This is a genomic window from Bradyrhizobium sp. AZCC 1610, from assembly GCF_036924515.1.
Taxonomy (GTDB): domain Bacteria; phylum Pseudomonadota; class Alphaproteobacteria; order Rhizobiales; family Xanthobacteraceae; genus Bradyrhizobium.
In genome coordinates this window covers 5,302,027-5,316,892 of the sequence record NZ_JAZHRR010000001.1, presented here as the reverse complement: position 1 = coordinate 5,316,892, position 14,866 = coordinate 5,302,027, and the positions used below count along the sequence as shown (strand labels likewise).

Annotated in this window: 15 protein-coding genes and 2 pseudogenes; 12 read left to right on the top strand and 5 right to left on the bottom strand. The window is 61.2% G+C overall.

What is annotated here, in order from left to right; translation table 11 throughout:
- The first annotated feature begins 24 nt into the window (after positions 1-24).
- The 5 genes and pseudogenes from V1279_RS26320 (at position 25) to V1279_RS26300 (ending at position 4,679) form a co-directional block, all read left to right on the top strand.
- Entirely contained in the window at positions 25-1,416 is a 1,392-nt protein-coding gene (locus V1279_RS26320) for an amidase family protein (RefSeq protein ID WP_334441869.1), read from the top strand.
- Between the two features lie 16 nt (positions 1,417-1,432).
- Positions 1,433-1,909, top strand: coding sequence for a glutathione peroxidase (locus V1279_RS26315; protein ID WP_334441866.1), 477 nt, complete (start codon positions 1,433-1,435; stop codon positions 1,907-1,909).
- A 17-nt stretch (positions 1,910-1,926) separates the two neighbouring features.
- A complete protein-coding gene (locus V1279_RS26310) occupies positions 1,927-2,175 on the top strand; it encodes a DUF3297 family protein (RefSeq protein ID WP_334441863.1) in 249 nt (82 codons plus the stop codon).
- 84 nt (positions 2,176-2,259) lie between these two features.
- Positions 2,260-3,430, top strand: a pseudogene (locus V1279_RS26305) (mandelate racemase/muconate lactonizing enzyme family protein).
- A 187-nt stretch (positions 3,431-3,617) separates the two neighbouring features.
- Positions 3,618-4,679, top strand: a complete 1,062-nt coding sequence (locus V1279_RS26300; protein ID WP_334441861.1) for a hypothetical protein — start codon at positions 3,618-3,620, stop codon at positions 4,677-4,679.
- 84 nt (positions 4,680-4,763) lie between these two features.
- Here V1279_RS26300 and V1279_RS26295 read toward each other — a convergent pair whose 3' ends face one another.
- The 3 genes from V1279_RS26295 to V1279_RS26285 form a co-directional block, all read right to left on the bottom strand.
- Positions 4,764-5,912 carry a DUF418 domain-containing protein gene (locus tag V1279_RS26295; protein ID WP_334441859.1) on the bottom strand — a complete coding sequence of 383 codons (1,149 nt, stop codon included), beginning with the start codon at positions 5,910-5,912 and terminating at the stop codon, positions 4,764-4,766.
- A gap of 47 nt (positions 5,913-5,959) precedes the next feature.
- The gene (locus V1279_RS26290) at positions 5,960-7,312 is read right to left on the bottom strand and encodes a malonyl-CoA decarboxylase (protein WP_334441856.1); all 1,353 of its coding nucleotides are present in this window, start codon (positions 7,310-7,312) and stop codon (positions 5,960-5,962) included.
- Positions 7,313-7,525: 213 nt separating this feature from the next.
- Complete coding sequence (locus V1279_RS26285; RefSeq protein ID WP_334441853.1) at positions 7,526-8,326, bottom strand: AraC family transcriptional regulator; 801 nt, start codon at positions 8,324-8,326, stop codon at positions 7,526-7,528.
- 68 nt (positions 8,327-8,394) lie between these two features.
- Between V1279_RS26285 and V1279_RS26280 the strand changes: the two genes are divergently transcribed.
- The 4 genes from V1279_RS26280 (at position 8,395) to V1279_RS26265 (ending at position 11,728) form a co-directional block, all read left to right on the top strand.
- Positions 8,395-9,576, top strand: a complete 1,182-nt coding sequence (locus tag V1279_RS26280) for an MFS transporter (protein WP_334441850.1) — start codon at positions 8,395-8,397, stop codon at positions 9,574-9,576.
- A gap of 208 nt (positions 9,577-9,784) precedes the next feature.
- On the top strand, positions 9,785-10,201 hold the full coding sequence (locus V1279_RS26275; RefSeq protein WP_334441847.1) for a hypothetical protein: 417 nt from the start codon (positions 9,785-9,787) through the stop codon (positions 10,199-10,201).
- A complete protein-coding gene (locus tag V1279_RS26270; RefSeq protein ID WP_334441845.1) occupies positions 10,201-10,869 on the top strand; it encodes an OmpA family protein in 669 nt (222 codons plus the stop codon). Before V1279_RS26275 ends, V1279_RS26270 begins: the two co-directional genes overlap by 1 nt.
- A gap of 112 nt (positions 10,870-10,981) precedes the next feature.
- Positions 10,982-11,728 carry a transporter substrate-binding domain-containing protein gene (locus V1279_RS26265; protein ID WP_334446577.1) on the top strand — a complete coding sequence of 249 codons (747 nt, stop codon included), beginning with the start codon at positions 10,982-10,984 and terminating at the stop codon, positions 11,726-11,728.
- A 161-nt stretch (positions 11,729-11,889) separates the two neighbouring features.
- Here the strand turns inward: V1279_RS26265 and V1279_RS37990 are convergent, their stop codons facing one another.
- Positions 11,890-12,309 carry an energy transducer TonB family protein gene (locus tag V1279_RS37990; protein WP_442894818.1) on the bottom strand — a complete coding sequence of 140 codons (420 nt, stop codon included), beginning with the start codon at positions 12,307-12,309 and terminating at the stop codon, positions 11,890-11,892.
- A 134-nt stretch (positions 12,310-12,443) separates the two neighbouring features.
- On the opposite strand from V1279_RS37990, the gene V1279_RS26260 reads away from it, so the two are divergent.
- The 3 genes from V1279_RS26260 to V1279_RS26250 all read left to right on the top strand — a co-directional run bounded on the left by V1279_RS26260 (position 12,444) and on the right by V1279_RS26250 (position 13,837).
- Entirely contained in the window at positions 12,444-12,764 is a 321-nt protein-coding gene (locus V1279_RS26260; RefSeq protein ID WP_334441843.1) for a hypothetical protein, read from the top strand.
- A gap of 371 nt (positions 12,765-13,135) precedes the next feature.
- On the top strand, positions 13,136-13,354 hold the full coding sequence (locus V1279_RS26255) for a hypothetical protein (protein ID WP_334441841.1): 219 nt from the start codon (positions 13,136-13,138) through the stop codon (positions 13,352-13,354).
- A 183-nt stretch (positions 13,355-13,537) separates the two neighbouring features.
- The gene (locus V1279_RS26250; protein ID WP_334441839.1) at positions 13,538-13,837 is read left to right on the top strand and encodes a hypothetical protein; all 300 of its coding nucleotides are present in this window, start codon (positions 13,538-13,540) and stop codon (positions 13,835-13,837) included.
- A 183-nt stretch (positions 13,838-14,020) separates the two neighbouring features.
- Here V1279_RS26250 and V1279_RS26245 read toward each other — a convergent pair.
- Positions 14,021-14,375: pseudogene (locus V1279_RS26245) on the bottom strand (cupin domain-containing protein).
- Positions 14,376-14,866: the final 491 nt, after the last annotated feature.

Genomic DNA, 14,866 nt, shown 5'->3' with positions numbered 1-14,866 from the left:
GGCGGCAATCGGATGGAGTTTTGCATGCAAGATCTATGGCGCCTGTCGGCTGCGGAAATGGCCTCGCTGATCAGGTCGAAAAAAGTCTCGGCCAAGGAGGCGGCGACCGCGGCGCTAGCGCGGCTGGACGCGGTCAATCCCAGGATCAATGCCGTGGTCGACCACAAGCCGGCCGAGGTGCTGGCGCAGGCCGCAGCCATCGATGCCGCGATCGGGCGGGGCGAGGACGTTGGCCCCCTTGGCGGCGTGCCTGTCACGGTGAAGGTCAATATAGACCAGGAGGGCTTTGCCACCACCAACGGCTTGAAGCTGCAGCGCGACGCCATCGCGAAGAGCAACAGCCCAGTAATCGACAATCTGCGCAAATCCGGCGCCGTCATTCTCGGGCGCACCAATTGCCCGGCGTTCTCCTATCGCTGGTTCACCTCCAACCTCATCCATGGCGACACCAAGAATCCCCGTGACCCTGGCATCACGCCCGGCGGCTCGTCCGGCGGCGCTGGAGCTGCAGTCGCGGCCGGCATCGGCCATATCGCGCACGGCACCGATATCGCGGGATCGATCCGCTATCCGGCTTACGCCTGCGGCGTGCACGGCCTGCGGCCGACCATGGGGCGCATCGCGGCGTTCAACGCGGCGCTCCCCGAACGGCCGATCGGGCCGCAGATCAGCGCCGTCTCGGGCCCGCTGGCGCGCACCATCGGCGATATCAGGATCGCGCTGGCCGCGATGTCGGCCAGGGATTATCGCGATCCCTGGTGGGTGCCGGCGCCGCTCGAAGGGCCGGCGATGCCCAAGCGCGTCGGAATGTGTCTCAACCCAGACGGACTCGATCCCGTACCCGAAGTGAAGGAAGCGGTTGCCGATGCCGGCAAGCGGCTCGAGCGCGCGGGCTGGATCGTCGAGGAAATCGCCAACACGCCGCCGCTGCGCGAGGCCGCCGATCTCCAGACAAAACTCTGGCTCGGCGACGGCTACGAGGCGCAACTGGAAGCCGCCGAGCGCGAAGGCGATCCCGGCGCGCTGGCCTGCCTGCGTGGCAACCGCGCAAAAGTGCATCCGTTCGACCTGTCGAAGGCACTGACGCGGCGCGCGACGCTGACGCGCGAATGGCTGGCGTTCTTCGAAAAATATGCCGTGCTGCTGATGCCGGTATCCGGCGAATTGCCGTTCCCCGATCAACTCGACCGCAAGGACGAGGCGTCGTTTGCGCGCGTCTGGCATGCGCAATTGCCGCAGATCGCCATTCCCTTCATGGGGCTTCCCGGGCTAACGGTTTCGACCGGGCTGGTCGGGCGCGTTCCCGTCGGCGTGCAACTGGTTTCCGGCCGTTACCGCGAGGATTTATGCCTCGCCGCCGGCGAGGCGATCGAAGCCGGCGGAACGCCGTCGGCGGCGATCGATCCTGCGGGCTGAATTGAACGAGACCATGATGCCAGGCGTTTATGATTTTACGGCGCAGTCCATCGCCGGCGCAGAGGTTCCGCTGAAGCGGTTTGAAGGTCAGGTGCTCCTGATCGTCAACACCGCGAGCGCCTGCGGGTTCACGCCGCAATACAAGGGCCTGGAGCAATTGCAACGCGAATTGGCGCCGCGGGGCTTTGCCGTGCTCGGCTTTCCCTGCAACCAGTTCGGCGGGCAGGAGCCGGGCGACGCCAAACAGATCGAGACGTTCTGCGAGAGCAAGTATGACGTGACGTTTCCGATGTTCGCCAAGATCGATGTCAACGGCAGCCATGCGCATCCGTTGTTCAACCACCTGAAGAATGAGAAATCGGGGCTGCTCGGTTCGTCGATCAAGTGGAATTTCACCAAATTCCTGATCGACCGATCGGGCAAGGTGGTCGGGCGCTATGCACCGACCGTCACCCCTGAGGGGCTACGAAGAGAAATCGAGGCACTGCTGTGAGCGAGACCAACAAAGCAATGAGCGACCAATTCCCCGACCGTCTCTCGGTCGATCCGAACAGCCCGTATTACAATGCCGAAATCCTCGCGCGCGACGTCGGCATTCGCTTCAAGGGCGTCGAGAAGACCAATGTCGAGGAATACTGCATCAGCGAGGGCTGGGTGCGCGTCACCGCCGGCAACGCCAAGGACCGCTACGGCAACCCGCTGACGATCAAGGTGCATGGCCCCGTCGAGCCATATTTCCGCGACAAGACGTCGTCCTGATTGAAACGCGCGTTGCGCGCGCACCACACACCCGTCATGCCCGGCCATGACGACGGGAAAACCAGCGACTGAAAGCTATCCGCCATGTCCGTCCGTATCGTCGACGTCTGCGAAATCACAAAGCCGATCTCCTCGCCGATCCGCAACGCCTATATCGACTTCACCAAGATGACGACGAGCCTTGTCGCCGTCGTTACCGACGGTGTTTCGCGACGGCAAACGCGTGGTCGGCTACGGCTTCAATTCCAACGGCCGCTACGGGCAGGGCGGCCTGATCCGCGAACGTTTTGCGCCGCGGCTCAAGGAGGCCGATCCGAAGAGCTTGCTCGATGCCGACGGCGATAATCTCGATCCGGACAAGATCTGGGCGGCGATGATGTCGAACGAGAAACCGGGCGGCCATGGCGAACGCTCGGTCGCCGTCGGCACCATCGACATGGCGGTGTGGGACGCGGTGGCGAAGATCGCCGGCAAGCCGCTGTTTCGTTTGCTCGCCGAGCGCCACGGCCGCGAAGCAAATCCGCGCGTGTTCGTCTATGCCGCCGGCGGTTATTATTATCCCGGCAAGGACCTATCGGCGCTGCGCGGCGAGATGCGCGGCTATCTCGACCGCGGCTACAATGTCGTGAAGATGAAGATCGGCGGGGCGCCGATCGCGGAAGACCGCGAGCGCATCGAAGCCGTGCTGAAGGAGATCGGCAAGGACGCGCGGCTCGCGGTCGATGCCAACGGCCGCTTCGATCTGGAAACCGCGATCGCCTACGCCAAGATGCTGCGGGAGTATCCGCTGTTCTGGTACGAGGAGGCCGGCGATCCGCTCGATTTCGCGCTGCAGGCCGCTTTGGCCGAATTCTATCCCGCAGCCATGGCGACCGGCGAAAACCTGTTCAGCCACCAGGACGCCAAAAACCTGATCCGTTATGGCGGCATGCGGCCGGACCGCGACTGGCTGCAGTTCGATTGCGCGCTGTCCTATGGTCTGTGCGAATACCAGCGCACGCTCGCGGTGCTGAAAACCCACGGCTGGTCGCCGAGCCGCTGCGTTCCCCACGGGGGCCACCAGATGTCGCTCAATATCGCGGCCGGCCTCGGCCTCGGCGGCAATGAAAGCTATCCGGACCTGTTCCAGCCCTATGGCGGCTTCCCGGATGGTGTTCGTGTCGAGAACGGCCACATCACCATGCCGGACCTGCCGGGCATCGGATTCGAGGGGAAATCCGATTTGTACAAGGAAATGAAGGCGTTGGCTGCATAGCCAACCTCGGCAGTCCGGGCTGTCCGACGGCTATCGATGGGCACTCATCAAATTTTGTGAGCGACGCTCAAATTATTATTGAGCGTTGCTCAAGTTTTGCTATACTCCGGTTCGTAACAGCCTTGCTCTTTTTCTCGGGGCAGCGGCGCGAGCCGCCGCGTCCCGCAACGCAGGAATTGATAGTCACATGCCATATTCGGAGAGAGATTTACGGGGTGCGGCAAGCGCCGGGGTGATCAGTGCGACTGATCTGGAGCGGCTGCTGGCCTTTCTGTCAGGCGGTGAAGCGGGAGAGCCGGCCAGCGGCGCAGGCCCGGCAAAATTCGATGCCGCGCATCTGCTCTGGTACGCCGGCGCATTGATCGTGATCGGCGCCATGGGCCTGTTTTCGACCGTGGCGTTCTCGCAGATGGGCGGCGGTGCGCTCACGGCCTGCGCGATTGCCTATGCGATCGGATTTGTCGTGGCAGGGCATTACCTCTGGCACGGCAAGAATCTGCGCACTCCCGGCGGATTGCTGGTCGCCGTCGCGGTCTCGATGGCGCCGCTCGCGGTCTACGGCATCCAGGACGCGCTTGGCTGGTGGGGCAAGTTCGGCAAGCCGGGGACGGTGCATGATTTCTACGTCTGGATCAAAGGCAGTTGGGTCTTCATGGAGATCGCGACTGTCGTGGCCGGCGCTGTCGCGCTGCGCTATTTCCGGTTTCCCTTCATCGTCGCGCTGATCGCGGTCGCGCTCTGGTTCATGTCGATGGATCTGGCGCCATGGATCAGCGGCGTGGATCATCTCGATTTCGCGATGCGGCGCAGGGTGTCGATCTGGTTCGGATTTCTTGTCCTCGCTTTGGCCTGGACCGTGGACTATCGCAGCCGCAATGGCGACTTTGCCTTCTGGCTGCATCTGTTCGGGCTGCTGGCCTTCTGGGGCGGAATTACTGCCTCGGACAGCGCAACTGAACTGGGGAGAGCCGTCTACTGCCTGTTCAACGTGGGCTTGCTGGCGATTGCCGTGATCCTGATGCGGCGTGCCTATGCCGTGTTTGGCGCGTTCGGCGTGTGTCTCTATCTCGGACATCTCGCAGAGAAGGTTTTCAAGGACTCGCTGCTGTTTCCCTTCTCGCTGTCGCTGATCGGAATTGCGGTTATCGCTGCCGGTCTTTTCTATCACCGCAAGGAGCGCGCCATCACGGCCTGGCTCTCCGCCCATCTTCCCGCAACGCTATTGCGGCTGCGGCCCGTGTCCGCGTAAGAGCGCGCGTACCTCGTCACGATGCCCGGCTTGTCGGGCATCGTGTTTAGAGGGAGGCTCGATCTCCACAAGGAACGACGGCGCTCATCGCACGGCCTCAATCGGTGAATGCAACATCGGTTGCGGCACACCATACATCAGCGTGCGCCACAGCCATTCGACCGGACCGTACCGGTAACGGCGCAGCCACCAGGCGCTGAAAAACACCTGTCCGATATAGACGGCAACGCCGATGGCCAGCGCGTTGGCGACGCCGAGGCGGCCGAACAGGCCGAGACCGTAACCATAAAAGATCCAGCCGAAGATCAGGGATTGCGCGAGGTAGTTGGTGAATGCCATGCGTCCCATCGGCGCGGCCCAGCCCAGCAGCTTCTTTCCGCTCGCGAGATGGGCGATGCCGATGATGACCGCCCCATAACCCAGCGCCAGCAGGATGGTGCCGAGAGCGTCGGCGCCGGCAAGGATCAATGCCGCGCCGAGGCCAATACAGGGGGCGCCGATCGACAGCAGGCGCCGGGGTCGGCTTTGTGGAATGCCGGTGCGCCAGGCGAACGCGCCGAAAAGAAACAACCCGATCGTGCGCGGAAAGACAAAGACGTGCAGTGGAACGATAAGAGGAATCTCGCGGAGCCGGAACGCCAGCACATCGAGGAAGCCGCCCGTCGCATAGATGCGGTTGGCATCCGCGACGTGCTGCGTGATCGTGGCTGTGCTGGGAAACAGTCCATCCGGCGGAGCGGCCTGCATTGCAAGATAGAGCACAAGAAATGCCAGCGCGGCGACGGCCAGTAGCCAGCGCGGACCAAACAGGAACGGCAGGACGATCAGGCCGGCGAGGGCATATTCGGTGAGGATATCGCCGTTCCAGATCAGGCAAAGGTGAATCAGCCCGAACACCAGCAGCACAACGAGCCGCCGCACGAGCAGCGAGGTGCGGCGCTCACTGTTCGCAAGCCGCTCGAACTGGATCGCAAGCCCAGCACCGAACAGGAGCGAAAATAGTGCAAGCGCCTTCATCTCGACGGCCAGCGTCAAGATTGCTTCGATAGCGCTGTCGATCGGCGATGTCGGAGACTTCGGGGAAAGAAATTGTTCAAAGATCGAGACGCGAAATTCATTGACGACGTTGATCGCGACAACGCCAAGCAAGGCAAGGCCCCGCAACACGTCGATGGCGTCGATCCGCCCTGCGGGGCTTATCGGCCGGGGAGATGCGGCGCCATCGGAAGCCATTGCAACATGATTTCCAATCGAGTCGAGCGGCGAAGTTCGCCGTCGGGCTACGACAGCCGCATATCCAACAGCCGCCGGCCTTCCGCCTTGAGCAGTTTCTTCACCGCGCTGGACGCGGCGATGTCGCCTTGGTTGGCGTAGGCCTCATGGTTCTTCTCGATGTCTTCGAGGCGGTAGAGGTAGTTGACCATGACGCCTGCAGATTCGCGCAGGCCCTTCGGCGAGAGATCGCCGAGCCAGTTGATCTTCTCCAGCCGCGCGCCGTTGCCGATGTGGAAGCGCGCTACCGAATCGATCAGCCGGCCCTTCGGCGTGCGGGCTTTGAGGAAATAATGCGCGGCCAGCGGCTCCAGCACGGCACGCAATTGTGCGGTCAGTTCCGCGTTCTCGAACCAGTCCGGCTTGTCGAGGCTTTCCAGCAGCGTCCGCTCCTCGTCGCTGACCGGCACGTCGTCGGCCTGTTTCAGCCATTGCATGAAGCCCGGCACCGGCGACAGCGTGATGAACGTATCCAGCTTCGGCAACTCGCGCCGCAATTCCTCGACCACCTGCTTGATCAGGAAGCTGCCGAAGGAAATGCCGCCAAGCCCTTTTTGCGTATTCGAGATCGAATAGAATACCGCGGTGCGCGCGCGTTCGATCGGCACCGGCTCCCGCTCGGCGGCGAGCAGCGGCGCGATCGCGGTCGGAATCGTCTCGGTCAGCGCGACCTCGACGAAGATCAGCGGTTCGTCGTTGAGCTGGGGATGGAAGAAGGCGTAGCAGCGGCGATCGACCGGGTCGATGCGGCGGCGCAAATCGTTCCAGTCGCGGATTTCGTGCACGGCTTCATAACGGATGATCTGTTCCAGAATATTCGCCGGCGTCGACCAGTCGATCCTCCGAAGCACGAGAAATCCCCTGTTGAACCAAGAAGACAATAGATGCACGACGTCGCGGTCGAGCGCTGCCAGATCCTTGTTGCCCTTCATCAGGGAAAGCAGGTCGGCGCGCATCGCCACCAGCTCGCTGGTGCCGCCGGGCGCGCGGTTGAGCCGGCGGATCAGCTCCTGCCGCTGCGGCTCGGAAGCAAAATGAAGGTCGCTGGCATCACTGTCGTTCGGCTGGCTGCGCCAGCTCTCGATCGCCTGCGACAGCTTCTCGCGGTCCGGGCCGAAGTCGCGGGCCAGCGTTTCGAAGAAGGTCAGCCGGCCGGCGGCGTCGAGGTCGTGGTAGCGGTCGAGCACGTCGCGCGCCATCGCGGTGCCGGACGCTTCGCCGCGGCCGGACAGCAGCGCCGTGCAAAGTTCGATCAGCTCCGACGCATCCTGGCCGTCGTTGGACGGCCCGGCTCGCCGGAGCAGCGTGCGGCCGCGTTCTGATATCGTCGCGAGAAGGTCGGAGAAGAAGGCGTTGGCCATATGGTGGGTCGAATCCAGTGGGGGCGCCGGAATCCTATACGGGATTTAGGTCGCTGCCGATCACAATCAAGCGCATGGATCGTACGGAAATATGTCATGCCTCTGCAAGCATCGTCATGGCCGGGCTTGACCCGGCCATCCATCTCCTTCTTGTAAAAGGCATTTCACGAAGAATGATGGATACGCGGGTCAAGCCCGCGTATGACAAGTCATTCATTCCTTCCCGGCAAATTCCGTCGGCGTTTTCCCGGTAACCTGCCGGAAGGCATGGGAAAACGCGGGCACACTGGCATAGCCCAAATCGGAGGCAAGCTGCTTGACCGAGACGCCGGCGTCCGTCGACAGCTTCTCGATGGCGGCAGCAATCCGGGCGCGCTGGCACCAGCTCTTGAAGCTCAATTGCGTCTCCGACGAGAACAGCCGTGACAGCGTCCGCACCGAGGTGCCGACTTCGCGCGCCAACGTCTCGATCTCGTGGTCGGCAGTCGGGTCGGATAGCACGATGTCGGCGGCGCGCCGGCAGCGCGGCTCATGCGGCAGCGGGATGAAGGTCGCGGAATCCTCGGCCTGGTCTAATTCCATCATCGCCAGCCGCAGCAGAAGCGCGGTTCGTTCCCGGTCGCCGCGATCGTCGAACAATGCGAGAATGGTCTGGTGCAGGAGCGGCGACACCCGCACCACGAATTCCGCCTCCAGGCTGTGGCTGCGCGCTTCGCGCTGCAGCCAGTCGAGCTCGAAATAGAGCGTCCGCATCTCGATATCGGCGAGCACGTCGATCGCATGTTCCGATAGCGCAGGCACCCACACCGCGCGGTCCGGCGGCACCAGCCAGCGGCCTTTCGGCGTCGTCACCTGCATCGTCCCCTTCGCCGCATAGACGAGCTGCGCCTCGCGGTGCATGTGGGTATCGAGCCGGACACCCTTCCGGTAGCTGTTGGCAACCATGTGGATGCCGTCGCCGGTCGAGATACGGCGCCCGATAATGGCGGCAATTGGCTTTTCGGCGATATTCATTGGCGACATCCCGTCAGGACATCCCCGTATAACCTATTTCGGAAAATTGCGGGATTCGGGAATCGACCATGAACAGCCCCAGCCGGGTGATCACTTTCGTCAACGCCGCCCACTTCATCGACCATTATGCGATGCTGATTTTCGCCGCGGCCGTCATCATCATGGGCCCGGCGCTCGGCATGGCCTATTCGGAACTGCTGCCTTACGCCACCCCGGGCTTCGTCGCGTTCGGCGCGGGTTCGCTGATCACCGGCTGGCTCGGCGACCGCTGGAGCCGCCGCCATATGATGGTGATCTTCTTCTCAGGCATCGGCGCGTCGATGGTCGCGGTCGGCTTCGTGCAGACGCCGTTGCAGCTTGGCGCGGCGCTGCTGGCGATCGGCCTGTTCGCCTCGATCTATCATCCCGTCGGCACCGCGATGATCGTGTCCTATGCCGACAAGCTCGGCCGCGAGATGGGCCTGAACGGCGTCTGGGGTAATCTCGGTGTGGCGTCCTCGGCGCTGGTCACCGGCGTGATCGGGCAATATCTCGGCTGGCGCTGGGCCTTCATCGTCCCCGGCGTCGTCACCATGCTGATCGGCATGGCCTTTGCGCTGATGGTGGTGCACGAGGACCGAAGCGGCACGAGGCAGGCGGCGGCGCAGGCGCGGGTGGCCAAGCAGGACATGTGGCGGGTATTCCTGTCGCTGCTGATCGTCGTGTTGGCGATCTCGACCACCTTCAATGCGATCACCGTGGCGCTGCCAAAATTGTTTGCGGAGCGGCTGGCCGATGTCACCAACAGCCCGGCGCTGCTCGGCCTGATCGCGGCGGGCGTCTATGTGTTTGGTGCGATGACGCAATACACGATCGGCAAGCTGATCGACCGCTATTCGCTGAAGACCGTGATGCTGCCGCTGTCATTTTTGCTGGCGCCGTTCCTGTATTTCGCGGCGACGCTGTCGAACCTGCCGCTGATCATCGCCTCCATCGGCATCGTGATGGGCGCGTTCGGCCAGGTCACCGTCAATGATGCCATGGTCGGCAAATACACCAGCGAGGAATGGCGCTCGCGCGCTTACTCGGTGCGCTACTTCATCGGCTTTACCGCGGCCGGTGCGTCCGTTGGCCTCGTTGCGTGGCTCTACGAGCAGGGCGGCTTCGTCACCATGCTGCAGACGTTCGGCGCGCTCTGCCTGCTGGTGATCGTGGCGGCGCTCATCCTGCCGCAGGAAATCAAGGTGCCGGCGGCACAGACAGCGCCGTAGGCAAAGGAAACCAGAAACGCGGCTGTCGAACTCATGGCGTCATCACCCTGTCATGGTGCAGGCGGCCAAGGCATGGGGGGATTGCATATCGGGGCGTGCGCGCCTGGGCTACCCGCGACGATTTGCTGCGGTGCAATAGCTCAGGGGTAACGCAGCCATATCAACAGAACACTTGACCATCGCTACCCTCCTTGTGTGAGGTGAGGGCATGACCCGAATCCGGCTTTTCCTTTGCATCATTGCGATATCGGTGCCCTCGCTTGCGGCGGCGCAGACCATGAAATTCGAGGAGGCCGCGGCCATGCTGGCCGCGAGCTGCGGCAAGGACATCGATGACAACTGCCGCGGCGTCAATCTCGACGCGACACGCCTGAAGGAGTGCCTGGGCCGCAATCAGGACGTGGTGTCGGCGAAGTGCAAGGCCGATTATCCCCAGGCCCTCGGCGCCATCCAGCAGCGCATTACCGCGCGCACCTCGCTTGTAAAACTTTGCAATTGGGAATTGAACAAGCTGTGCGGCGAGGTTCGGCAGGATCCCGTCAAGGGCCTGCAATGCCTGTTGGAGTCCACCAAGAAGGCGACCCCGAACTGCAACAAGGCGATCAGCGCAGCGGGGTATCGCTGATGCCTTGGGGGAATAAGCTGCGCGGCATTGGTCTGTTGCTGGGCGCCTTGGCGCTGTTTGCCTTGCCGATGGCGGCCGGGCGGGCGCAAACGGCCACGTCGAGCGCAGATATCATCGAGAAGCTTGCCGTTGAGGCAGAGTCGGATATCGATCTGGCTGCCTTGCGCCAGCAGGCTGCCGACCGCATCAAGGCGAGAGCGGATGCCCAGCCGCAGAAGCGGCCGCCGATCGCGCCCCAACTGACGAAATTGCCGCAAATCCGTTTCGACGTCGTGTTCGACCAGGACTCCTCCTTGATCCGGCCGGCCTCCTACCAGACGATCGGCAGCATCGCCGATGCATTGACCGATCCGAAATTGCGGCCCTACCGCTATCTGATCGTCGATCACGTTGAATCCGCCGGCCGGCGCGACCATAATCTGATCCTGAGCCAGCGGCGCGCGGAATCGGTCCGGGATGTCCTGGTGAACACCTTCAAGGTGTCGCCGAAACGGCTTCAGGCCCTTGGTCTTGGCGAGGAACAATTGCAGGATGTCAATCGCCCGGCTTCGCTCGCCAATGCGCGCGTCCAGATCATTGTGATCGGAAAGTTTGAAACGGCCGATCCGGCAACGCCGGCTGCAGCGGCACCAAAGGGTCCCGCTGCAGCAAAGAAAAAGAAGCGCTGATCATCCGTGAAAGGGTGAGGGCGACGCCAGCCGCCGGCTGGGGAAGGAGCACCCGATGTTCAATCAACCCTCGCCGGGAATGGCCGGCCTCTTGCTGGGATTAACAGTGATGATGACGACGCCCGCGGCCGCCGATGCCCTGAAGGACGAGATCGCACCAACCGGCAAGCTGCGGGTGGCGATTGCGATCAGTCCGGCCGGTGGCGCGTTCTGGTCGACCAGGACGGAAACCGGTTATGCCGGCGTGCCGGTCGATCTCGGCCGTGAGATGGCGGCACAGCTCGGCGTCCCCGTCGAGTATGTCGCACACAACAATTCCGGGCAGATTGTCGATGCGGCGTCGAAGGGCACCTGGGACATCACCTTCCTGCCGAAAGATCCGGAGCGTGAGGGCAGGATGTCGTTCGGGCCGATCTATGAGGTCGCGGACGCGACCTACATCGTCAAGCCAGGTTCACAGGTCACGAATTTCCAGGCGCTCGATCAGCCCGGGATCAAGGTCGCCGCGGTCAACAACACAACCACGATGCGCGGCGCGATCGTGCATCTGAAGAATGCCAAGGTCACGGGCTACCAGACCTACGACGAGATCTTCGGCCTGCTCAAAGGCGGCGAGATCGACGCGTTCGCGCTGTCGCGCGACCAGCTCAACGCCATGGCAAAACAGATTCCGGGCACCCGCGTGCTGGACGAAACCTTCAAGCAGACCGTGACGGCGGTGGCAGTACCGCCCAATCGTCCGCAGTCGCTGGCGTTTGCCGAGAAGTTTCTGACCGAGGCGATCGCCAACGGTACGTTGCGCAAGGCCTATGACAATAACGGCCTGAAGGATCGGCCGGTACGGACACAGACGAAATAGGCCGCGTGCCTATAAACTTGCTGGCGTGACGCGACGAGGATCATGTCTGCTTTGTCCTGCGCGGGACCAAACTTGCGCGGCGGCGCAATTATGTGGCGAAGGGCCACTAGCGGACAACGCTTAATTATGCGGGGCGCGTCTTACTCAGTTCGCACCACGTCCTAATTGCGCGATTGAGCTTGGCGCAACTGGCAAGTGCTGGGGATCCCATCCTCGCGATGAAGGGGATTTAACACGAGCGGTAGACCGAAGCTAGTCTTTGAAACTCCTGCGGGTCGAGGAGGAAATGGCTGAGCGCGTTGAACAGTCATGACTGCCGCTCTGTCAAAATCGGGCAGTCCGCTGCTCTTGACGACGCGAACGAAAGTCAATGCTCCATCCTTGTCAAAATTAAATCTGACTAAAGCCGTTCGTACCCGGCAATCGGTATTTGCCCGGTATGGGTAGACTTTGCTTATGTTCAACCTTCGCACAAGCTCCGCCACGTAATCAGCAGGCAGTGTTTGTTTTCTTGCTGCAACGACGTCAGTACATTGAAGCCAAACAAAAGCGATTACCAAAACAGTACCGACAATGCGCATCAATCCAACCCTTAGTTCCTTCGGTCATACAATCAGAGCTTGCCGAGAGAGGCAAACATTTTCGGAATTGGTCAGCCAAGCCTTAATCACTTTCGACTAATAAGGTGGCCGCTACCACCTTAAGGCGAACCACAATGGACATCTTGACGCGTCCTGCAGCGATCACCGGCATCGCGTTCGGCGTTGTTGCCCTTCTCGCGGTGGGCCTCGGCATCTATTGGCTCTTCAATAAGCGAGCAAGGCTGAAACATCTGGCCGAGCTGAGGAAGAGGCTTGATGACCTCAGACCTACCGACCCTGAATACGGCGCGGTTAGAGCACTTTACACGTCCATGGTCATAGATGCGCAGCGCTGGGGCTTCTTTCATTCCGAGACTGGATCAAGCGACGGTAGCGGGAGCGCCCAACACAGCGGCGACCATCACGATAGTTCTGGCGGGGGCGGAGATCACTAATGATGTGTAACCGGACATGAGCACGGGATTACTCCGTCAAGCCATAGCAGCGCGGGCAATGGTGTCGTTCACGCATCGAGGCGAACGGTACAGCGTTGAACCCTATTCGGTTGGATACGAGGAGCGGGATGAGCGCGGCCGGCCGCTGCTTCTCCGCGCATGGCATGACGAGTGGCGGGATTTCGAAGTCAAATTCATGAGCCAAATCGAAATTGACAGACGACATTTTACGGCTGACAGGCAGGGTCATGAGGGGATGACCATCGTCCTCTGCAATGTCCATGGAAAGACGTGGCCGGTACAACCGCCTTCCGTAGATTGATCTCCTGATATGAAAAGATCTGCTAGCTGATGCTGCTGAATGGTGTGACATGAAGATCGGGGATCGAGTTGAAATCGTAGCGGTGCCGGCATCGCTGCCGTCCGGAATGGGCACTCAGGCGTTGTTCGAAGCTTGTGCAGGTCGCGTCTTTCCTGTTGCGGGCATCGACAATGGGCTTCTGGAGTTGCACGTGGGCGAAATCGTCGGCGATAAGAATTACATGCACTCCATCTGGATTGAACCAGACTGCGTTCGTCTGCGCCCCTGATGTGGACAATAACCGATTCAGCCAGAACTATCGGCCGGTTAATGTCCGCGCTGCCCCGCGAACGACCCAAGCTTGCGCGGCGGCGCAATATGTCGCGAAGGGCCAATAGCGACAGCTTAACAAATCTTAAATCAGTTTTACTACGCCTAGGCGAGTGATGCCAAATTTGGATTGAGGTGCGCTATGACGGATGCTGGCGTAGCTATCATTTTTCTAGCGTTCGGCGTCGGCGCACTTTTGGTCGCAGCAATTCCGGGGCTCTCGTTTGGCCTAGCAATCGGAATGTTTGTGAAGCGAAGAGATTACAGCTTAATGGCCTGCTTTTTGGTGAGTGCAATCGGTACTTTGATAACCTATGGGTGGTGGATCAGACAGCCAAATGCATTCGATCCAATCACCGTCATCGTCATCCTAGGCGCTTTGCTGATTATGACATCCATTGGTGCGTGGCTCGGTCGAAAGCTCGCGAAACTCAGCCGCTGATTTGGCTGTTCATTTTGGTTGCAAGGCAATTTCTTCGGATCGGGCAATCGCGGAGGTCCGCCTTGCGTTATCTTCGGCTGATTCAGCCGGGACTATCGGCCGGTTGATCTCCGCTTTGCCCCGTGAGCGATCAAGCTTGCGCGGCAGCGCATAAGTCGCGAAGCCACAAGGAGACGGGATGCGCTATGCAGTCTTGCGTGGCGCCGCCGTATTGGCATCGCCGGTATTTTGGCGTTCCGGCAGGTTCGATGAGCAATAGGTGTACTTCCTCACGGGCGACTGGGCGATGCTCGACGCCCTTTGGCACGATGTATATTTCGCCGGGGCCGATCGTGATTGTTCGGTCGCGCAACTGGATGTCGAGAATTCCCTTCAGGACGAGAAAAAAATCATCGGTGTCATCGTGTTTGTGCCAGACGAACTCGTCCTTCACCTTCACGACCATGACGTCATAGTCATTGAGTTGCGCAACCGTTCTTGGCGACCAATGCTCATCGAACGTGGCGAGCTTGTCGGTCAGGCGGATCTTGTCTCTCATCGTTGTACCTTCCAGTCCTTGAGGGGGCTAACCGTCGAGATCTGAGGATAGTCCTTGCGTCATTCCGGGGCGATGCAAAGCATCGAGCCCGAATCCATTGAGCCTCAAACGTACCGAAATCGATTCCGGCCCACGCCGTGCGTGCCCCGGAATGACTGATGGCGCGGGCTGCGCCGCAGGCGCAACATCTGTGCAACTGCACAAATACAAGGCATCGGTCCCAATCCGAACATCCCGCGATAGGCCCATAACCACGTATAATTACGCGCTTTTTTGAGCCTACGGCCCGATTTCCAGTTGGCACATCGATTGCTTAATACTGTCTCAGTCAATGACGACTGCCGTCCTTTCGGATTGCCAAGGCCAGCGTTGGCCGAAGGCGTTGGGATCAAGCGGCCTCGCGTGAGGCGCTTCGAGCAGTCTTCGGGACCATCTCACGATAGCTCGCGCATCCTCAGTTCCTGATCGGCGTGACCTGCGTCGTTCTGTGC